Source organism: Mesorhizobium sp. P3_A10, assembly GCF_056403175.1.
This window is the reverse complement of record NZ_JBFUFZ010000005.1, coordinates 184,723-203,154: the sequence shown is the minus strand read 5'-3', so window position 1 is coordinate 203,154 and position 18,432 is coordinate 184,723. Positions and strand designations below refer to the sequence as shown.

Sequence of the window (18,432 nt, the reverse complement as noted above, 5' to 3'; positions counted from 1 at the left end):
ACCAAACCATCAAGGCTTGCCGAGCGCAACCGGATCACGCCTCATTGAAGACGGCCGATACGGTCTTCAACACTTTCTGATGCCGACTCGCCACTGTTTTCTGGAGTTGGCCGCAGGCATACCTCAACCTATCTGGAAAAATCGCTGCGCACGATGCCGTGCCGCTGCAGCTTGTCGTAGAAGGTCTTGCGCGGAATCCCCAGGGCTTCGATCGTGCGCCGGACGTCGCCGTCATTGCGGCCAAGTGTCTCGCGGATGATGTCGGCCTCGTAGCGGTCCAGACGCTCGGGCAACGGCATGGCGCCATCCGGCGAAGCCGGGGCAGGAGACGGCGCTTGCGCTGCCTCTTCCAGGCCGAGCACGAAACGCTCGGCAAAATGCGCCAATTCGCGCACATTGCCCGGCCAGTCATGCTCCCTGAGATGGCGGTGGACGGTTGCCGCCACGGCGGGCACCGACCGCCGGAAGCGCGCGGCGGCGCGCTCGGCAAAGTAGAAAAACAGCAGGGCAACGTCGTCACGGCGCTCGCGCAGCGGCGGGATCGAGATCGTCACCACATTGAGCCGGTAATAGAGATCCTCGCGGAAGGTGCCGCGCTGGCGCGGATCGCCGAGATCGACCTTGGCCGCGGCGACGACGCGCAAATCCACCGGCCGCAATTCATTGGTGCCGAGCGGCGTCACCTCGCGCATTTCCAGCACCCTGAGCATCTGCACCTGCGTCGACGGCGGCATGCTTTCGATCTCGTCGAGGAACAGCGTGCCGCCGCTGGCATGCTCGATGCGACCGATCCGTTTCTTCTGCGCCCCGGTGAAGGCGCCCGCCTCATGCCCGAACAATTCGCTCTCGATGACCGTTTCCGGCAGCGTGCCGCAGTTCAGCGCCACGAAATTGCCCTTGGCGCGGCGGCTCCAGCGATGCAAAAGGCTCGCCACCACCTCCTTGCCGGAGCCGGTTTCACCGGTCACAAGCACGTCGACGTCGGTATCGGCGATCTGCCGCAGCGTCCGGCGCAGCCGCTCCATCGCCGGTGTCTGGCCGATCAGCGGCAGGCCGTCCTGCGCCTGCTCGGCGCCCTCGCGCAAGGCGCGGTTCTCCATCACCAGCCGCCGCTTTTCAGCCGCCCGGTGCACGCTCTGCACCAGCCGGTCGGCGGCGAACGGTTTTGTGATGAAATCATAGACGCCATCCTTGATCGCCTTGACGGCAACCGCGATGTCGCCATGCCCGGTGACGAGGATGACCGGAATGTCGGCGTCGAGGCTCAGGATGCGATCGAAAAGCTGCAACCCGTCGATTTCCGGCATGCGGATATCGGACACCACCACCCCGGCAAAACCGGCATCGAGCAGGGCCAGCGCCTCGGCCGCCACCGCAAAGGCCGACACCGAAAACCCAGCAAGCTCCAGCGTCTGCGCGGTGGCTTTGAGGAGATCGCTGTCGTCGTCGATCAGGATGACAGGTGCTGCGCCGTGTTCCGTCATGCTGCTTTTGCCACTACGCCGCTCTCGAAAGATGGATGGTGAAGCGGGTGCCGCTGTCGCCGCTCGCAACCTCGACGCGTCCGCCATAGTCGGCGACGATGTCCTTCGAGATGACAAGACCGAGGCCGAGGCCCTTTTCCTTCGATGTGTTGAACGGCGTGAACAGCGATTTGAGGATCTCGGGCGGAATGCCGGGTCCGTTGTCGGAAACGCTGACCGTTACCCCGTCCGCCGTCTCCTCCACCGAAACCTGCACCCTGGCGTCGTCGCGGCCCTCCAGCGCCTCCAGTGCGTTTTGGAACAGGTTGATCAGCACCTGTTCAAGCCGGACCCGGTTGCCCATCACCTTGAGGCTTGGCGACGGCAATGCGATATCAAGCGCCTCCAGCCGGCCGGCAAAGCGGCTTCGGAGCAGCACCACGGCGCCCTCGATGACGCCGCGTAGTTCCACCGGCTCAGCCGCGGTGCGGCCCTTGCGGGCAAAGGCCTTCAATTCCTCGGTGATGGTGCCGATGCGTTCGGTCAGTGCTGCGATGGCGCCGAGATTTTCCGCGGCCGATACGGTTTGCTTCCTGTCGAGGAAGACGCGGGCATTGTCGGCATAGGCGCGTATGGTGGCGACCGGCTGGTTGATCTCGTGCGCGACGCCGGCGGCAACCTGGCCGAGGATGGCGAGACGGTTGGCCTGCACCAGCTCCTGCTGCACCACCTGCAGCTTGGCTTCCGTGCTGCGGTGCCCTGTGATCTCGGCCTGCAGCCGGTCGCGGGCGCGGCTCAGATCCTCAGTGCGCTCGACGACGCGGCGTTCGAGCTCGGTGCGCGCGGCCTGTTCGGCGGCGATCTGCATCTCACCCGACTGCCGGCGCCACAACAGATAGGCGGCCAGCCCTAGCAGCGGGATGACGACGCCGAGCGCCAGAAGCCGCATCTCGCGGGCCGCGGCGGCGATCGGCGCTTCGGCCGGCACGAGATAGTCGAGCCGCCAGGGTGTCGAAGGGACCAGCGTGGAGAGGCGCAGATATTCCGCGTCGCTGCCGCCCGGTGTGATCGCATGGACGATCGCCACGTCCGGGCTCAAGGCTTCGGGGCGCGTGATCGGCAGCGGCACCAGTGGTGCGTCGCCGAACTGTTGGCTGTCGCGGATGGCGGCAATCGTCGGGCCGGCCAGCGGCGTCGTCGTCATGAAGCGCCACGACGGCACGCTGGTGATCAGCACCACGCCATGGTCGTCGCTGACATAGGCCGGGCGGTTGGCCTCGTGCCAGTCGGCCTCGAGCTGGTCGAACTCCATCTTGACGACGACGACGCCGAGCGGCGCGGCAGCATCGCCGACGCGCCGTGAGATATAGAGGCCGGGCCGCTTGCTGACATTGCCGAGCGCGAAGTATTCCGCGGTGCCGCTCTGCATCGCCCCGGAAAAATAGGCGCGGAACCCGTAATCATTGCCGACGAAGCTGATCGGCTCGCGCCAGTTGCTGGAGGCGATTGCCAGTCCATCGGTGCCGGTGACGTAGAGCACCGATGCCTTGGTGCCGGAGACCAGGCCTTCGAGCTTGCGGTTCAACAGATCGATCGCCGCGGCACCGCCTTGCGTCAGCGCATCGTGCACCTGCTGGTCCTCCGCCAGCAGCAAGGGCAGGGCGCGCGGACTTTCCAGCACGGCGCGCAACAGCGCCACTTTCAGATTGGCATCGGTGCGCCCTTGCGTCGCCAGGGTCGCGACCTCGGCGGTGCGGCCATAGAGGCCGGCGCCGTAGAGTGCTGCGGCGATGATCGCAAAAGCGACCGCCGCAAACAGCAACCATGCGCGGCTCGCCCGCCTGCGCAGTTGCTCAGGGGTCGAAGGCAAGGCAGCGGCAGCGCGTTGCAGCATCGCCTATTTGTGCATGATTTCGCACAAAGGGCAATTCACACTATGCGGATGTTCGCACTGCCTGTGTGCGAGACGCGGTTGCCGTCTTGAAAATGCCAAACGAAATCAACGGATAGACTGTCCGGCGCGGTTTGGCACGGCAGTTGCAGATACCAATCCAGCAGTCGCGAGGCTGCGGAGGTCATAACAATTGCCCCGGGAGGTCGAGCTTTCGATCGGGGCGCCAATGGAGGACGTCATGCAGCCAGCATTCGCTGCCGCCGAACCGCGCGGCAAGGTTCCCTTATACCGGCATCTCTACGTGCAGGTCCTGGTGGCGATCGCCGCCGGCGTGCTGCTCGGTCACTTCTATCCCGAACTGGGTGCTTCGCTGAAGCCGCTCGGCGATGCTTTCATCAAGCTGGTCAAGATGGTGATCGCGCCGGTCATCTTCCTGACGGTGGCGACCGGCATTGCCGGCGTCTCCGATTTGCACAAGGTCGGCCGCGTCGCCGGCAAGGCGATGATCTACTTCCTGGTGTTTTCGACGCTGGCGCTGGTCGTCGGCCTGGTCGTCTCCAACGTCGTCCAGCCGGGCGCCGGCATGCATATCAATCCGGCCACGCTCGACGCCTCGAAGGTGACGACCTTCACCGAGAAGGCGCATGACACGACCATTGTCGGCTTCCTCCTCAACATCATCCCCGACACCATCACCGGCGCCTTCGCCCAGGGCGACATCCTGCAGGTGCTGTTCTTCTCGGTGCTCTTCGGTATCGCGCTGGCGCTGGTCGGCGACCGCGGCAAGCCGGTGGTCGATTTCCTACAGGCGTTGACCGCACCGATCTTCCGCCTCGTCGCCATCCTGATGAAGGCCGCGCCCATCGGCGCTTTCGGCGCCATGGCCTTCACCGTCGGCAAATACGGCATCGGCGCGATCGCCAACCTCGCCTTCCTGATCGGCACGTTCTACGCGACGTCGCTGCTCTTCGTGCTGGTCGTGCTCGGCACTGTGGCATGGTACAACGGCTTCTCGATCCTGGCGCTGATCCGCTACATCAAGGAAGAGCTGCTGCTGGTTCTCGGCACCTCGTCGTCGGAAGCCGCACTGCCGGGCCTGATGGCCAAGATGGAGCGCGCCGGCTGCAACCGCTCGGTGGTCGGCCTGGTCATCCCGACCGGCTATTCCTTCAACCTCGACGGCACCAACATCTATATGACGCTGGCCGCTTTGTTCATCGCCCAGGCGACCGACACGCCGCTCACCTATGGCGACCAGGTCCTGCTGCTGGCTGTCGCCATGCTGAGCTCCAAGGGTGCCGCCGGCATCACCGGCGCCGGCTTCATCACGCTGGCGGCGACGCTTTCCGTGGTGCCCACGGTGCCGGTCGCCGGCATGGCGCTGATCCTCGGCGTCGACCGCTTCATGTCGGAGTGCCGGGCGCTGACCAACTTCGTCGGCAATGCGGTTGCGACGGTTGTCGTGGCGCGCTGGGAAGGCGAACTCGACCAGACGAAGTTCGCCGCCGCGATGGCTGGCACATTGGCCGAGGAGGCCGATCTGGCGCTGTCGGGCGATCTGCAGCCCGCCTGATCGCCAGCAGGGCGGAACGTTTGATCCCAGGACTGTTCAGGCCGCAGCCGGTTCGCCGGTTGCGGCCTGCTTCTTGTCGCCGACCGACGTGCACACCCGGCTGGTGCCGGCCGGGTCTTCCCGGCTAGGGTGCAGGCGGTGCAAGAGAATCGAAAGGCCCGCCAATGAGCAGCCAGTTTCCGGAGATCTATTTGGTTCGTCATGGCGAGACGGAATGGAGCGCGTCGGGAAAACACACCGGCCGCACCGACATACCCTTGACGGCAAAGGGCGAGGCCGCCGCCCGCGGCGTGGCCGATCGCCTCAAGGGCCTGTCGTTTTCCACTGTCTGGTCGAGCCCGTCGCAGCGCGCGTTCAACACCTGCACGCTGGCCGGGTTCTCCGGCGTCAAGAAGGATGATCTGCAAGAATGGGACTACGGCGCCTATGAGGGGCTGACCACCAAGCAGATCCTTGTTGAGCGGCCCGGTTGGAACGTGTTCCGCGACGGCTGTCCGCGTGGCGAAATGGCCGCGAATGTCGGCGCACGCGCCGACGCGATCATCAGTCAGCTGCGCGCCGCCAATGGCAGCGTCCTGGTGTTTTCGAGCGCGCATTTCCTGAGGGTGCTGGCGGCGCGCTGGCTTGGCCTACCGCCCGAAGATGGCGCGCTGCTGGTTCTCGACACCGCAAGCCTGAGCATACTCGGCTACGAGCACGATTTGACCGAGCCGGTTATTCGGAAGTGGAACCAGAGATAGAAGCCGTTCAGGCCGCCAGCATCGCCAGTTCCTCTTCAGTCAGGTGCCGTGCCTTGCCCTTGGCCAGATCGCCGAGCAGCAGCGAGCCGATCGCCACCCGCACCAATCTCAGCACCTCGACGTCAAAGGCGCCAAGCAGCTTGCGGATCTGGCGGTTGCGGCCTTCATCGAGCACGATTTCCAGCCATGCCGTGCGGCCGCCGCTGCGCAGGATTTTGATCGAGCGCGCGCTCGACAGCTCACCGTCGACGACCGCGCCGTCGCGCAACCGCGCCAGCATCGCCTCGTCCGGTGGCGTGCCGATCTGCACGTGATAGGTCTTGGCGACATGCGAGGCGGGGTCGAGCAGGCCATTGGCCCAGCGCGTGTCGTTGGTCATCAAAAGCAGACCTTCGCTGGCCTTGTCGAGGCGGCCGACTGGCGACACGAAAGGCAGGTCGAGCCCCGTCAGGCAGTCATAGACGGTGCCGCGCCCCTGCGGGTCGTCGCGGGTGGTGACCAGCCCGCGTGGCTTGTTGACCATCAGATAGACCTTGGCCTCGGCAACGACGTTCTGGTCGTCGACCGTGATGCGGTCACGATTGAGGTCGACGCGCATGGCTGCGTCGCGAACCACCTTGCCGCCAACGCGCACGCGCCCTTCGGCGATCAGCACTTCCGCTTGCGTGCGCGAGCAAAGGCCGAGCTTTGACAGGGCGCGGTTGAGGCTGACGCCTGCGGAGGCGGGCGGTCGTCTCGCGATGGCTGGTGGCCGTGTCATCGTTTGTCGGTCCCGGAATGAAGGGTGACAGATGCCACGCGCCGCAACGGCTCCGCAACCGGCATGGGCATCCGCTAGCTGCCTCCAGCCCTCATCCTGGCAATGGCCTGCTCCTGTCTTGTGGCTTCCTGCGCCGTCATCGCGCCAAAGCGCAGGGCGCAGCGGAATGTTTCCCCCGGAGCAACAACAACCAGGCGCCCCCTTTCCCTGGCGGCGAGATAGCCATCGGGCTCCGCGGTCGCCGGCAGCAGGAGGCCGAGCGCATCCTGGTCGGCGCCGCGCGTGATCCAGCGCACGGCATAATTGAGCTCCTCGGGGCGATAGCTGACGAAATCCGCCGTCTGGTCCGGATGGACCTGCAAGGCGTGCGCAAAGCCGTCGGCGTCCGCCTTCGCTTTCATGGTCAGCACCAGTTCCGGATCGATCGGCTCGCCCTTGGTCAAGACGCGATGGCGCGACGGATCGGCGACAACGGCGTCGCGGTAGGCAAGATAGCGCTCGCTTGGCGTGAAAAACGGTGGCAGCACCTGGCGCACGACAATGTCGGCGCGATCGTCGGCCACGCTGTCGACAAGACGGCCATCGTCCGCCGGCCTGAAATTGATGTGCGCCAGATACATCAGCTCCATCGGCGAGCCTTTCCGGTTCTCGATGGCAAGGTCGACGGCGACGCCGGTGGCATCGCGCTGCAGTCGCACGGTGGGCTGCGCCACATAGTCGTGGCTGAACGCGATAGTTTGGCGGCAGCGGCCGGTCAGCGCCATGAACGGACCATCGGCATTGTCGCCGACGATCAGCTGCACGTCCCTGTAGGGCGCATTGGGCAGGTCGCCATGCAACGGGTGGCGATCGTTTTGGCCGGGATTGCCCATCGCAGTGGCGCCGCAATGGATGAAGAAGGCGCCATAGTTGGAAAGATAGTCGCGGGTCGCAACCGGCTCATCGAACATCGAGCGCATGGTCAACGAGCGGCCGAGGAATGTCGCATCCCAGATCTGCTGCCCCTGGAACGGCAGCATGACGATCTCACCCTTTGCGTTGCTGATCCGCAGGCCGGCGACGCCGGACCGGTAGCGAAAGGCGCTGGCGACGAGACCGGCATATCGGGCGACGACCGCTTCCGATGGGCCGAACTGCTCGGGGACGAGGTCGATGAGAACGTGATCCGGATGCACTCTTCAGACCTCGATTTGCGGCAGGCGAACGACCAGTTCCTATCAGGAGCAACGGTTGAATTCATCCAGCTTCGAACAGTGAATGATGCGCCGGCGGCTTTCTTATTTCAGCCTTGGCTCTTGCGCCCCGTAGAACTGCACACCAAGCCGCTCGTTCCTCCGCCACCTGACGACGGTCTGATAGACGACGCCATCATCGGGCACATCCAGGAAGAATCGATCTGGTACCGACGCATCGGCAGCCACGCGCAACTCGGCGCCGCTTTTGTGCTGATTCCTCACCGAACACGGGATTTCAGAACTCCCCGCCAGGATGATTGCCTGCTTCAACACATTCGGGCGGCTAAGAAGGCGGCGTTCCGGCTTGGGTTCTTCTTCCACTGTTTGGTTCCACCGAGGTCGGCCCTGTGCCGAATGTGTCGCGAACTTACCTTGCATGGCTCAGTCTGCAAAGACAGACCAAAGCCCGTGGCGATTTCGGTCAAACTCATTTTGCTGAGGCGTATCTCAGCATATTCGTTTGGCGCGTCGGGCGTGTCGCGTTCAATGTTGGACGACGACTATCCAAATGATGAGAAACCCGACCATCAGAACAAAACAGACAGTGACCCCACGATGGAGGGAGGCTGTGAGCCCATATTTCTCGTACGCCCCCGCTGGGTCGGCGCGGAAGTCCTCTTCGATGTGGCGTTCAATTCTATCTTGCAAACTTAATTCTGATGGCTCTTTTTCTGACATGGCGCGTAGCCTCACCTCAACCCAACAGTGCACGCTTTGCATGCGGTGACGGTCAACCGTGGGACAGGCGCGTTCGCAGCATGGCAGGTGAACGTCAGCTTGCCAACCGAACGCCGCAACTCGTTCGCAGCGTCTTGCAATATCCCGCGATTGTCTATCCTGGAGCCGGCGGCAGCTCGAACAGATTGGCGCCGTTCTGCTGGCCACGCTCGACATAGCCGATGATGCGGAACCATCTGGCGACGTCGGCTCGCTGCAGCCAGCTGCGCGAGTGGATGGGAAGGTTGCCGGCCAGCGCCTGGATGTGGCGGATGTGCCGCCTGCAGAAGCGGATGGTCGCGGCGCTGAAGAAACCCTCCTGCGCGGCAAACAGCGTGTCGGCGGCGTCGCTGTTCTCATGCCAGGCGATGATCGCCACCGTCTTGTCGCCCTCGACCAGCGCATGAGCGCGGCCTTCCTTCAAATTCATCATCAGATTGTCGTAGGCAACCTTGCTATCCTTGCCGGCCGCCACGTATTCGTCCGACATCCTCGTGGACAGATCCCGGAAAACACCTTCGAGATCGCCGATCGTAGCTGCGCGTGCTCGCATTGCTCCTCCTGCAGCCCCGGCAGAAGTTTGCCCTAAGGTTGGGGGATCACCAAGCAAATCGAATCCGCGATTTGGCTGATGAGAGCAAAGTGATTTCGGCAGCGATATCGCGCAACTTGGGGGCGCCGACGCCGAGACGGACATTGAAAAAATGGTGCCCAGAGGCGGATTCGAACCACCGACACGCGGATTTTCAGTCCGCTGCTCTACCAACTGAGCTATCTGGGCCTCGCCGGCAAACGAAATCTCGCCGGCCGGATTTCACGAAAGCGCCGTGTGGCGCCCCTTGAAAGCGGGTGGGTTATAGCACGGGAATCCGGCCTGTCCAGCGCCTAAGCGTTGATTTCCCGCAGGAAACGAGACGGGGTTCGCAGGGCCGATTCATCCGCCACTCTTGTTGACGCAAACCCGTCCCCAACGGCCTCATTTCTGCCCGTCGGGATCCGTTTCTTCCTCGTCATCCCGCGCAGTGATGACATAGGCGCCCTTGAGCCAGCGGTTGAGGTCGACGTCCTTGCAGCGTGTTGAGCAGAACGGATAGGTGTCGCGCGCCGATTGTTTGCCGCATTCGGGGCAGGGGCGCCTGGGGCGCAGCGGCGTCACCTCGGCGCTCATGGCCGCGCGGACACCCAACTGGTGTGCACCTTGAAGCCTTCGCCGGAAAGCAGCGCCACCGTCTCATAGAGCGGCAGGCCGACGATGTTGGTGTAGGATCCGACGAGCTTGACGACGAAGGAGCCGGCCAGGCCTTGCACGGCATAGCCGCCGGCCTTGCCGCGCCATTCGCCCGAGGCGACATAGGCGTCGATCTCCTCGCGCGGCAAGCGCTTGAAGCGCACCCTGGACTCGACCAGGCGCAGGCGCTGCTTGCCGCCCGGCGTGATCAGGCAGATGCCGGAATAGACCCGGTGCGAGCGCCCCGACAGCAGGCCGAGGCAGTTGGCGGCGTCGTCGAGCGTCTCGGCTTTAGGCAGGATGCGCCGGCCGACGGCCACCACCGTGTCGGCGGCCAGCACGAAGCTCGGCGTATAGTCGTCCTCGGTCTTGAGCGACGCCAGCGCCTTCTCGGCCTTCTCCTGCGACAGGCGCTTGGCCAGCGAGCGCGGATGCTCGGCGCGCAGCGGCGTCTCGTCGACATCGGCCGGCAACACGCGGTCCGGCTCGATGCCGGCCTGCTGCAGCAGTTCGATCCGACGCGGCGAACCCGAAGCAAGCACGAGCTTTTGCAAAATGCTCATCGCGGTTCCGGTCGGGCTCTAGATCTTACTTGAAACGATAGGTGATGCGGCCCTTGGTCAGGTCGTAGGGCGTCATCTCGACCAGGACCTTGTCGCCGGTCAGCACGCGGATGCGGTTCTTGCGCATGCGGCCGGCCGTGTGGGCGATGATTTCGTGTTCGTTTTCGAGCTTTACCCGGAACATCGCGTTGGGCAGCAATTCCGTCACGACACCCGGAAACTCGAGGACTTCTTCCTTCGGCATTCGATACCTTTGCTTGGATGGTAATTCTGGCACCCGGGCCAGAATTTCGGCGGAACCTATATGATAATCGTCCGCTTGTGAACACGCTTAATCCGTCGCTTTTTTTGCCTCTGGAAGCAGAAAACGGCGGCTTATACGCGCTTTCAGCCGTTCGCGCACGTCGCGATAGGCGGCCAGGATCTGTTCGCGCCGGCCGCCGACATCGGTCGGGTCGGGCATCGGCCAGTATTCGACATCGACGGCCAGCGAGCGGGTGAGTTCGAGCGCGGCATGATGGGCTTCCGGCGCCAGCGTGACGATCAGGTCGAAATAGTCGTCTTCCAGATCGTCCATCGCTCTGGGCTGGCGCTCGCCCAGCGACAGGTCGTCCTCGGCCAGCACGGCATCGACGAACGGATCACGCTCGCCGCGATGCACGCCGGCAGAGGCGACGAAGGTGGCGGCCGGCAGCATCCGGCGCGCCAAAAGCTCGGCCATCGGCGAGCGCACGGCATTCATGCCGCACAGGAACAGGATCGAACGGGGCAGAGCGGCGGGCAGAACTAACCCCGCCAGTGCAGCACGCAGACCAGCGTGAACAGCCGCCGCGCCGTGTCGAAGTCGATGTCGATCTTGCCGGAGAGACGGTCCATCAGCGTCTGCGAACCCTCATTGTGCAGGCCGCGCCGGCCCATGTCGATCGCCTCGATGTGGCTCGGCGTCGACGAGCGGATGGCGTCGTAGTAGCTCTCGCAGATCATGTAATAGTCTTTGACGATGCGCCGCAGAGGCGTCAGCGACAGGATGTGGGTGACCACGGCCGCGCCGTCCTCGCGCGTCACGGCGAAGACCAGACGCGACTCGGCCAGCGACAATTTCAGCCGGTAGGGCCCGGCGCCGTCGTCATTGACCGGCCGAAAGCTGTTCTCCTCGATCAGGTCGAAGATCGCCACCGCGCGCTCATGTTCGACGTCGGGCGTCGAACGGCCAATCGATTCGTCGAGTTCGACATCGATCAGCTTGGCGCGGGTTCGATCGTCGTCCGACATCGTGGCCTACATGTTCAGCCGTATGGCGACGGAGCGGCCATGCGCATCGAGACCTTCCGCCTTGGCCAGCGCGATCGCCGCCGGCGCCAGCGCCCGCAACTGCTCGGGGCCAAGCTTGAGGATCGAGGTGCGCTTGACGAAATCGAGCACCGACAGGCCCGACGAGAAGCGCGCCGAGCGCGCCGTCGGCAGCACGTGGTTGGAGCCACCGACATAGTCGCCGATGACCTCCGGCGTGTGGCGGCCGAGAAACACGGCGCCGGCATTGCGCATCCTGGCCAGAAAGGCTTCCGGATCGTCTATGGCGAGCTCGACATGCTCGGCGGCGATGCGGTCGACCAGCGGCAGCGAAGATTCGATCGTCGGCACCAAGATGACGGCGCCGAAATCGCGCCAGCTTGCCGCTGCCGTCTCGGCGCGCGACAGCTTTTGCAACTGCCGCTCGACCGCCTGTTCGACCGCCTTGCCGAAGGCCGGATCGTCGGTGATCAGGATCGATTGCGCCGACACGTCGTGCTCGGCCTGCGCCAAAAGGTCGGCGGCGATCCAGTCGGGATCGTTGCTGCCATCGGCCACCACCAGCACTTCCGACGGCCCGGCGATCATGTCGATGCCGACAGTGCCGAACACCTGGCGCTTGGCCGCCGCGACATAGGCATTGCCGGGACCGACGATCTTGGCCACTGGCTTGATGGTTTCTGTGCCATAGGCAAGCGCGGCCACCGCATGCGCGCCGCCGACACGGTAGATCTCCGACACGCCGGAAATATCGGCGGCCACCAGCACCAGCGGATTGATGGTGCCCTGCGGCGCCGGCACCGCCATGACGATGCGCTCGACGCCGGCGACGACCGCCGGAACCGCGTTCATCAGCACCGAGCTTGGATAGCTTGCCGTGCCGCCCGGCACATAGAGCCCGACCGCCTCGATCGCCGTCCAGCGCGAGCCGAGTCCCACGCCGATGGCGTCGGTGTAGCGGTCGTCCTTTGGCCGCTGCCGCTCGTGATGGGCGCGGATGCGCTCGCGCGCGAATTTCAGCGCTTCGATCGTCTGCGGGTCGGCGGCTTTGTAAGCCTTGGCGATGTCGTCCATCGACACTGCGATGCCGAGGCTTTTCAAATCGGCATGGTCGAATTTCTGGGTGTAGTCGATCAGCGCCGCGTCGCCCTCGGCGCGCACCCGCGCGATGATGGCGCGCACGGCGGCATCGACGTCCTCCGACACCTCCCGCTTGGTCAACAGGAAGGCGGCGAAACGCTGCTCGAAATCGGCATCGGACTGGCGGAGCGTGATGGCCATCGGACACTCAGGCCTTGTGGACGGGACGCGACGTGGCGCCCCAGGCGCCGCCTATATCGGCCAGCCGCGCCTCGATACATTCGACATCGAGCATGATCGTGCCGCCGCCCGAAAAAATCAGCTCGACAATGCCGGCCGGCTTGCTGATCTCGACGAAGCTGATCGCCAGCAGCGACAAAACCTCGGCCGGCCTGTCACGGGCAATGCCATTGGTCTTGGCGCCGAGCACGCGGTCGAAATGCAGCACCGCCTGCCGCCGCTCATTGTGCTGGCTGAACAGGCCGGACTTCGCCTCCCAGACGAAGCGGTTCATGGTCAGCACGAAACGCTTGGCCGCAGGCAGGAATTCGAGGTCCGCCACCTTCATCACGGCGTCCTGGACATGGGCCGAGACGATGGCCAGGTCCTGATCGTCGAGCGCGATGAGCTTGAGAGCGTCCATACGGAATGCACACCTGAAAGTTGGTTTTCAGCTTTCTGTTAGGCGGTCTTGGCCATCCATGCAACCGCGCCAATGGCCTCAGGTTTGTGCTGCCCCTCATCGCCCTGCCGGGCACTTCTCCCCGTATAGTGACGGGGAGAAGGACGCCTTCACCGAGGATTTCGCCAACATCCGACGTTGCAGGAAGGAGCCGAGGTCGCGGTCAGCCCCTTCTCCCCGTCACTATACGGGGAGAAGATGCCGGCAGGCAGATGAAGGGCGGCGCCGACCTCGTGACGTTTAAGCCGAAATCCGCTCGATCACCGCGCCGCAATTGGACAGCTTCTCTTCCAGCCGCTCAAAACCGCGGTCGAGATGGTAGACGCGGTTGACGGTGGTCTCGCCTTCGGCCGCCAGACCGGCAATGACCAACGACACCGAGGCGCGCAGGTCGGTGGCCATCACCGGCGCGCCCTTCAGCTTCGACACGCCGTCGACGATCGCCGTCTGGCCGGAAAGCGTGATGTGGGCGCCGAGCCGGGCGAGTTCCTGCACATGCATGAAGCGGTTCTCGAAGATGGTCTCGGTGATGCGCGACTTGCCCTTGGCCATCGTCATCAGGCCCATGAACTGCGCCTGCAGATCGGTCGGGAAGGCCGGGAAGGGGGCAGTCGTCACGTCGACCGGCGCAATGCCGGCGCCGTTGCGCTTGACTCGGATGCCGGAATTGGTCGGCGTGATCTCGGCGCCCGTCTGGGCGATGATGTCGAGCGCGGTCTGCAGCAGCTCCGGCCGCGCGCCTTCAAGCACAACATCGCCGCCGGTCATCGCCACCGCCATAGCATAGGTGCCGGTCTCGATGCGGTCGGGAATGACACGGACGCGGGCGCCCGACAGCGATTCGACGCCGTCGATGGTGATGGTGGGCGTGCCGGCGCCGGAAATTTTCGCGCCCATGGCGTTGAGGCAGTCGGCGAGGTTGACGATCTCGGGCTCGCAAGCGGCGTTTTCCAGCACCGTCTCGCCCTTGGCCAGCGCCGCTGCCATCATCAGCACATGGGTGGCGCCGACCGAGACTTTCGGGAACACATAGCGGTTGCCGACAAGGCGGCCATTCTTGGTCTTGGCGAGGACATAGCCGGTGTCGACGTCGATGTCGGCGCCCAGCGCCTGCAGGCCTTCGAGGAACAGGTCGACCGGGCGCGTGCCGATGGCGCAACCGCCCGGCAGCGACACTTTCGCCTCGCCCATGCGGGCCAGCAGCGGGCCGATCACCCAGAACGACGCCCGCATCTTCGACACCAGCTCGTAAGGCGCCGTCGTGTCGACGATGTTGCGGGCCGAGAAATTAATGGTGCGCGAATAGCCCTCATTCTGCTTCTCGCGGCGGCCGTTGACCGAATAGTCGACGCCATGATTGCCGAGGATGCGGATCAGCTGCTCGACATCGGCCAGATGCGGCACATTTTCCAGGGTCAGCGTGTCGTCGGTGAGCAGCGAGGCGATCATCAGCGGCAGCGCCGCGTTTTTCGCGCCCGAGATCGGGATGCTTCCGACAAGCTGGTTGCCGCCGACAATTTTGATGCGATCCATGGAAAACGTCCCCTCGGCCCGAAAGGCCGGTTTCGTCAGTTTGAGTATCGGTCCGTCTAGACCATTGGCCGGCTTCGTTCAAGAAATAGGATTTTGTGGCATTTGGGCCAAGGGTGGCCAGCCAGTGTGGCTGAAATCAGTTAGTCCTTGTGCATTTTTTCAGCAGCAGGCAGTCCTTCCGGTCGTTGGTCGGCATCACCGGTGCGCCGCGAACGCGACTGCGCCTTGCGCTTCTGCAGATTGGCGCGCAACTGCTCGGCCAGCCGGTCCTTGCGGGTTGCGCTGGCCTTTTTCGCTGGAAGTGTCTTGTCGTTCATGGTTCCGTCCCGACCGGCCAACCTGCCATTCAGGGATAGTCAACATTGTGGCGCCGCCATGTCATCAAAAGCCGTCCGGTGCGGCCTTTCGCACATCCGCGCAACTGGTCTTGCGCTTGCCGGTTCGATATGGCAGAAGCCCCGCCATCAGCGGCTGCGGTAGCTCAGTGGTAGAGCACTCCCTTGGTAAGGGAGAGGTCGAGAGTTCAATCCTCTCTCGCAGCACCAGTCTTTTCCGAAGCAGCATCAAAAACTTAGAGTTTTCCGTGGCTTCCGCAAATGCGGACTGTTATGGGAATGTGCTCTGGTATGGCGGGAATTCGGTGGAGAATGCGAGGTCTATCCAAGCGCAAAGGCTCTGAGGTTTGGCAAGGCAAGTTCCGAATCCCCCAGCGCCTCTGGGATCGGCGCGATGATTTGCTGAAGCTCGGGGTCTCCGGGATCGGCGGAAGCCAGGAGTTCACCAAGTCGCTCGGGGTGCGGGATAGAGGCGACGCGACCCGTGCCTACCGCAAGAGATTGGACACCTGGGAGCAGCTCCTGGAGGTCTGGCAGCGTCTTCTCGATACTGGCCCTCAGCGCCTCAGCCACCAGCAACTTGTGGCCCTCGCGGCGGAGCGGGCACGGGCATTCCTCACCGCGCATGAGGCGGACCCCTTTGACGTTCCCCCGGTCGCGGGCCAGGTGCCGCCGCCTGTGGACGATGGCGGGAAGTTTGCTCGAAGCATTGCCGCATTGCCCCTTGCCGAGCAGGAGGCCCTGTTGGCGGACCTCAAGCGCTACCTTTCGGCCAGCGAGGATGCACGGGGGGCCATGGCCCTTCGCCTCATTGAAGCCCACCCGGGCCTCCGCAAGGCGCTCGCCCCAGACCTGTTGGCCGCGCTTGAGGCGATGCATGGAGAGCAATCCGATGAGGCTCTGGTGGCCCGGGGCCTGTACGTCGATTCCGAGACGCGCCGCCTCTTGAACCTCCAGATGGCGCACAAGATGGCGGCTGTTGGGCTCGCCCTCGAAGAGCGCCGCGCGGGCCGCTATAGACCGGTCCCCGAGTTGGATGAGGCTCCGCCCTTCATCCCCACAACGCCAACGTCGAAGGGCAGCGGCAAGGGGGTCACCTTCGAGGCGATCATTGACGCCCAGGTCACCAGGCGGAAGGCGGGGCAGGGCTCTAGGCCGATGCCCGAGAAGTCGGTCAAGAAGTACAAGCGGATCGCGGAGACCTTCGCTGCTCATCGCGGCTCTGACGATGCGGCCACCGTGACAATCCCCGAGGTCGAGGCGTGGCTGGATGCCATGCAGGAGGAGGCCGGTGTCTCAAACCGCACGATTGCCGACCGGCTGGTGGCCATCGGGACCATCATCAACTGGGGCAAGAAGCAGCGGGATCACCGGGACGCCATGGCCCAGGCGGAGATCCTATCGGGGCGAGTAGAGCTGCCCAGCTATATGGAGAAGCCAGCTGACGAGACCTCCTATACCCTGGAAGAAGCCCGCAAGGTGCTCCTCTCGGCGAGGCGTGAGGAAGACGCCAGCAAGCGGTGGCTGCCCTGGCTGTGCCTCTATGCCGGCCTGCGGATCAGTGAGGCGAACACGCTTAGGAAGTCCGACTTCTTCCAGGCGGAGGGCCTCTGGTTCTTTAAGGTGACCAGCGCCGGCAAGCGCTCCCTCAAGACTGCAAATAGTGAGAGGCGCATCCCGGTCCATCCGGCATTGGAGGCGGAGGGATTCCTAGCGTGGGTGGAGGCGGCTCCTCAAGGCCAGCTCTTCAGGGATGGCGCTACGTCCCTCATAGGGCGGTGGGTCCGGAGCAAGGCGGTGGGGCTCGTTAGGACCGGGCTATCCCCTAACCACGGACTACGCCACCTCTTCGTCGGCTTGTCCCGCCGCTTTGGGCTTGAGGGGAGCGCGGCGGAGTATCTCGCGGGCCACTCCACCCAGGCGGTTCACGCCAAATATGGCTCCTCAGATGTCATGTTGCCGGGGCTTGCGGCGGAGATGCGGAAGATCGAGCCGCTGGTGGAGAAGCCGGAGAGCCACTAGGGCGCGGAAAGTCTCAGGCTGGAAAGCCTCGGGTCCCCGCTGGAAGAGGGCGCTCGTAAAGGCCGTGAAGCCCAGCGCCGTCATTACTCGTCCCCGCCCTGTAGAAGAAACCCTAGGGCGTCCTCGTTGACGGCCACTTGGTTTTCAACGGTTCTAAATAAATTTGCGATAGAAGAAAGATTCGGACTGGTGGCTATTTTGTATTGCATAGGATTAACAGGGGTATACTTCCAAATCTCAAAGCTGTATCCGGTCTCCCAATGCCATTCGTCCACGTCTTCCCAGACTTGGATATTGAATGTGGACACCGCATAAGTTTTGTCTCCCTTGGTAGCGGTGAACAGCCTCTCGGAGTGCCGTGCAGAGTTCTGAGAAGGGACATGCTCCCAAATTAATTTCTTCTCGACAGTAAGGCGAATGAGATTTGCGATTGCCTTCGTCCAGTCCCGATCATTGTACATATTGTCTCTTCTTCTCGTCTTGTTGATAGTTATCCATATCAACTTTTAGTTCTTCAAGGCCGAAATATGCTTCCCAAAACCCTGGACTCTCTCTGGTCGGCGCGAGCGGGTTCCGTTGAAACGTTTTTGTTGTTTCCGTCTTAAGCTTCTCAACAGCCTTGACGGCAGCCTTCAGCGAAGCTTTCACAGCGGAGTTGGCTCGGTGTGACTTGATCGAGCGTAAGTTTGCCGCCAGACGGGCCAGCACCCCGCTGGCCATAAAGTCGCCAATTTGAGTGTCCGCCTTGTCCAAGAGAACGGCTGTCTCCTTTTCCAAGGTGCGTCTCAGTAGCGGCAATCTAGCCCTGCCGATAAAACGGCTGGACAGATTGGTGACCTCGTACAAGGCTAACCCCGATAGAGCCGCACCTAAATATGTCAACGCATATCCCAGTACAGACCACCAGGGTTGGAGGGACCACCAAGACTTCTGCGGATCAGGGCTACCATCTAGCCAAAGTGCAAGTGCGCCGAGAAGCAGGCCAAGAAATACTGCAATTGTAGTTCGCCACAACACGCTGCCAAACCCCCCAACTCAGTGTGGAATTGAAACCACTGGCTCGCTGTTGGCAAGGGAGGAGCCAATGAAATTTGAAGTCGCGCATGTCATGAGCCATGTCCCGGATCGCCGCGAGGGGTCGATCACTGGAAGTCTCCAATTTACGTGGCAGAGCGCGGGCTTCCCCCCGGCGGGGGTGACACAAATCCAGACTCCCCTACACTCTCCCCGCTCGCTGAAGGCCAGAGGGCCGGATACGCCGGGAGGATCATGCGCCAAGTCGCCACCAAGGCAGGCATCGCCTGCCTGAGGGAAGCC

The 18,432-nt window shown here is 63.5% G+C and carries 19 protein-coding genes and 2 tRNA genes; 5 read left to right on the top strand and 16 right to left on the bottom strand.

All coding sequences use genetic code 11. The features are described from left to right. Positions 1-128: 128 nt before the first annotated feature. Together AC1DXU_RS20360 and AC1DXU_RS20355 are read right to left on the bottom strand one after the other, a co-directional pair. A complete protein-coding gene (locus AC1DXU_RS20360) occupies positions 129-1,484 on the bottom strand; it encodes a sigma-54-dependent transcriptional regulator (RefSeq protein ID WP_477371886.1) in 1,356 nt (451 codons plus the stop codon). A gap of 13 nt (positions 1,485-1,497) precedes the next feature. After that, on the bottom strand, positions 1,498-3,357 hold the full coding sequence (locus tag AC1DXU_RS20355) for a sensor histidine kinase (RefSeq protein WP_477371884.1): 1,860 nt from the start codon (positions 3,355-3,357) through the stop codon (positions 1,498-1,500). Positions 3,358-3,595: 238 nt separating this feature from the next. Between AC1DXU_RS20355 and AC1DXU_RS20350 the strand changes: the two genes are divergently transcribed. Next, positions 3,596-4,930, top strand: a complete 1,335-nt coding sequence (locus tag AC1DXU_RS20350; protein WP_477371882.1) for a dicarboxylate/amino acid:cation symporter — start codon at positions 3,596-3,598, stop codon at positions 4,928-4,930. Positions 4,931-5,094: 164 nt separating this feature from the next. Then, the gene (locus tag AC1DXU_RS20345; protein ID WP_477371881.1) at positions 5,095-5,670 is read left to right on the top strand and encodes a histidine phosphatase family protein; all 576 of its coding nucleotides are present in this window, start codon (positions 5,095-5,097) and stop codon (positions 5,668-5,670) included. Between the two features lie 7 nt (positions 5,671-5,677). On the opposite strand, the gene AC1DXU_RS20340 is transcribed toward AC1DXU_RS20345, so the two are convergent. Together AC1DXU_RS20340 and AC1DXU_RS20335 are read right to left on the bottom strand one after the other, a co-directional pair. After that, complete coding sequence (locus AC1DXU_RS20340) at positions 5,678-6,430, bottom strand: pseudouridine synthase (protein WP_477371879.1); 753 nt, start codon at positions 6,428-6,430, stop codon at positions 5,678-5,680. A 74-nt stretch (positions 6,431-6,504) separates the two neighbouring features. Beyond that, positions 6,505-7,605 carry a DUF4432 family protein gene (locus tag AC1DXU_RS20335; protein ID WP_477371877.1) on the bottom strand — a complete coding sequence of 367 codons (1,101 nt, stop codon included), beginning with the start codon at positions 7,603-7,605 and terminating at the stop codon, positions 6,505-6,507. Here AC1DXU_RS20335 and AC1DXU_RS20330 point away from each other — a divergent pair. After that, on the top strand, positions 7,600-8,319 hold the full coding sequence (locus AC1DXU_RS20330) for a hypothetical protein (protein ID WP_477371876.1): 720 nt from the start codon (positions 7,600-7,602) through the stop codon (positions 8,317-8,319). The genes AC1DXU_RS20335 and AC1DXU_RS20330 overlap by 6 nt on opposite strands. Before the next feature lie 178 nt (positions 8,320-8,497). On the opposite strand, the gene AC1DXU_RS20325 is transcribed toward AC1DXU_RS20330, so the two are convergent. The 11 genes from AC1DXU_RS20325 to AC1DXU_RS20275 all read right to left on the bottom strand — a co-directional run bounded on the left by AC1DXU_RS20325 (position 8,498) and on the right by AC1DXU_RS20275 (position 15,075). Further along, the gene (locus tag AC1DXU_RS20325) at positions 8,498-8,935 is read right to left on the bottom strand and encodes a hypothetical protein (protein WP_477371874.1); all 438 of its coding nucleotides are present in this window, start codon (positions 8,933-8,935) and stop codon (positions 8,498-8,500) included. Positions 8,936-9,087: 152 nt separating this feature from the next. Further along, a tRNA-Phe gene (locus AC1DXU_RS20320) sits at positions 9,088-9,163 on the bottom strand. 195 nt (positions 9,164-9,358) lie between these two features. After that, positions 9,359-9,550, bottom strand: coding sequence for a DNA gyrase inhibitor YacG (gene yacG, locus AC1DXU_RS20315; RefSeq protein WP_477371873.1), 192 nt, complete (start codon positions 9,548-9,550; stop codon positions 9,359-9,361). After that, positions 9,547-10,173 (bottom strand): Maf-like protein, encoded by a 627-nt coding sequence (locus tag AC1DXU_RS20310; protein WP_477371871.1) that lies wholly within the window; start codon positions 10,171-10,173, stop codon positions 9,547-9,549. Before AC1DXU_RS20310 ends, yacG begins: the two co-directional genes overlap by 4 nt. 25 nt (positions 10,174-10,198) lie before the next feature. Further along, positions 10,199-10,417, bottom strand: a complete 219-nt coding sequence (gene infA / locus AC1DXU_RS20305; RefSeq protein WP_006200926.1) for a translation initiation factor IF-1 — start codon at positions 10,415-10,417, stop codon at positions 10,199-10,201. Between the two features lie 87 nt (positions 10,418-10,504). Continuing rightward, positions 10,505-10,972: an arsenate-mycothiol transferase ArsC gene (locus AC1DXU_RS20300; protein ID WP_477372246.1), complete on the bottom strand. Its 468-nt coding sequence runs from the start codon at positions 10,970-10,972 to the stop codon at positions 10,505-10,507. Further along, positions 10,960-11,445 carry a UPF0262 family protein gene (locus AC1DXU_RS20295; RefSeq protein WP_477371869.1) on the bottom strand — a complete coding sequence of 162 codons (486 nt, stop codon included), beginning with the start codon at positions 11,443-11,445 and terminating at the stop codon, positions 10,960-10,962. Before AC1DXU_RS20295 ends, AC1DXU_RS20300 begins: the two co-directional genes overlap by 13 nt. A 6-nt stretch (positions 11,446-11,451) precedes the next feature. Then, positions 11,452-12,744 (bottom strand): histidinol dehydrogenase, encoded by a 1,293-nt coding sequence (hisD, locus tag AC1DXU_RS20290; protein WP_477371868.1) that lies wholly within the window; start codon positions 12,742-12,744, stop codon positions 11,452-11,454. A gap of 7 nt (positions 12,745-12,751) precedes the next feature. Continuing rightward, the gene (locus AC1DXU_RS20285) at positions 12,752-13,186 is read right to left on the bottom strand and encodes a DUF2948 family protein (RefSeq protein ID WP_477311700.1); all 435 of its coding nucleotides are present in this window, start codon (positions 13,184-13,186) and stop codon (positions 12,752-12,754) included. A gap of 279 nt (positions 13,187-13,465) precedes the next feature. Next, complete coding sequence (gene murA, locus AC1DXU_RS20280) at positions 13,466-14,758, bottom strand: UDP-N-acetylglucosamine 1-carboxyvinyltransferase (protein ID WP_477371866.1); 1,293 nt, start codon at positions 14,756-14,758, stop codon at positions 13,466-13,468. 140 nt (positions 14,759-14,898) lie between these two features. Beyond that, positions 14,899-15,075: a hypothetical protein gene (locus AC1DXU_RS20275; protein WP_477371864.1), complete on the bottom strand. Its 177-nt coding sequence runs from the start codon at positions 15,073-15,075 to the stop codon at positions 14,899-14,901. Between the two features lie 153 nt (positions 15,076-15,228). Here AC1DXU_RS20275 and AC1DXU_RS20270 point away from each other — a divergent pair. Then, positions 15,229-15,303: transfer RNA gene (locus tag AC1DXU_RS20270), tRNA-Thr, on the top strand. 189 nt (positions 15,304-15,492) lie between these two features. Continuing rightward, positions 15,493-17,115, top strand: a complete 1,623-nt coding sequence (locus tag AC1DXU_RS20265; protein ID WP_477371862.1) for a site-specific integrase — start codon at positions 15,493-15,495, stop codon at positions 17,113-17,115. Between the two features lie 450 nt (positions 17,116-17,565). Here AC1DXU_RS20265 and AC1DXU_RS20260 read toward each other — a convergent pair whose 3' ends face one another. Continuing rightward, entirely contained in the window at positions 17,566-17,961 is a 396-nt protein-coding gene (locus AC1DXU_RS20260) for a hypothetical protein (RefSeq protein ID WP_477371860.1), read from the bottom strand. Positions 17,962-18,432: the final 471 nt, after the last annotated feature.

Bases quoted from the DNA above. Each gene is read 5' to 3' on its own strand.
- hisD (WP_477371868.1), bottom strand. From the start codon at position 12,744: ATGGCCATCACGCTCCGCCAGTCCGATGCCGATTTCGAGCAGCGTTTC.
- AC1DXU_RS20275 (WP_477371864.1), bottom strand. From the start codon at position 15,075: ATGAACGACAAGACACTTCCAGCGAAAAAGGCCAGCGCAACCCGCAAG.
- AC1DXU_RS20340 (WP_477371879.1), bottom strand. From the start codon at position 6,430: ATGACACGGCCACCAGCCATCGCGAGACGACCGCCCGCCTCCGCAGGC.
- AC1DXU_RS20360 (WP_477371886.1), bottom strand. From the start codon at position 1,484: ATGACGGAACACGGCGCAGCACCTGTCATCCTGATCGACGACGACAGC.
- AC1DXU_RS20310 (WP_477371871.1), bottom strand. From the start codon at position 10,173: ATGAGCATTTTGCAAAAGCTCGTGCTTGCTTCGGGTTCGCCGCGTCGG.
- AC1DXU_RS20285 (WP_477311700.1), bottom strand. From the start codon at position 13,186: ATGGACGCTCTCAAGCTCATCGCGCTCGACGATCAGGACCTGGCCATC.
- infA (WP_006200926.1), bottom strand. From the start codon at position 10,417: ATGCCGAAGGAAGAAGTCCTCGAGTTTCCGGGTGTCGTGACGGAATTG.
- AC1DXU_RS20355 (WP_477371884.1), bottom strand. From the start codon at position 3,357: ATGCTGCAACGCGCTGCCGCTGCCTTGCCTTCGACCCCTGAGCAACTG.
- AC1DXU_RS20345 (WP_477371881.1), top strand. From the start codon at position 5,095: ATGAGCAGCCAGTTTCCGGAGATCTATTTGGTTCGTCATGGCGAGACG.
- murA (WP_477371866.1), bottom strand. From the start codon at position 14,758: ATGGATCGCATCAAAATTGTCGGCGGCAACCAGCTTGTCGGAAGCATC.
- AC1DXU_RS20295 (WP_477371869.1), bottom strand. From the start codon at position 11,445: ATGTCGGACGACGATCGAACCCGCGCCAAGCTGATCGATGTCGAACTC.
- AC1DXU_RS20325 (WP_477371874.1), bottom strand. From the start codon at position 8,935: ATGCGAGCACGCGCAGCTACGATCGGCGATCTCGAAGGTGTTTTCCGG.
- yacG (WP_477371873.1), bottom strand. From the start codon at position 9,550: ATGAGCGCCGAGGTGACGCCGCTGCGCCCCAGGCGCCCCTGCCCCGAA.
- AC1DXU_RS20350 (WP_477371882.1), top strand. From the start codon at position 3,596: ATGCAGCCAGCATTCGCTGCCGCCGAACCGCGCGGCAAGGTTCCCTTA.
- AC1DXU_RS20330 (WP_477371876.1), top strand. From the start codon at position 7,600: ATGCACTCTTCAGACCTCGATTTGCGGCAGGCGAACGACCAGTTCCTA.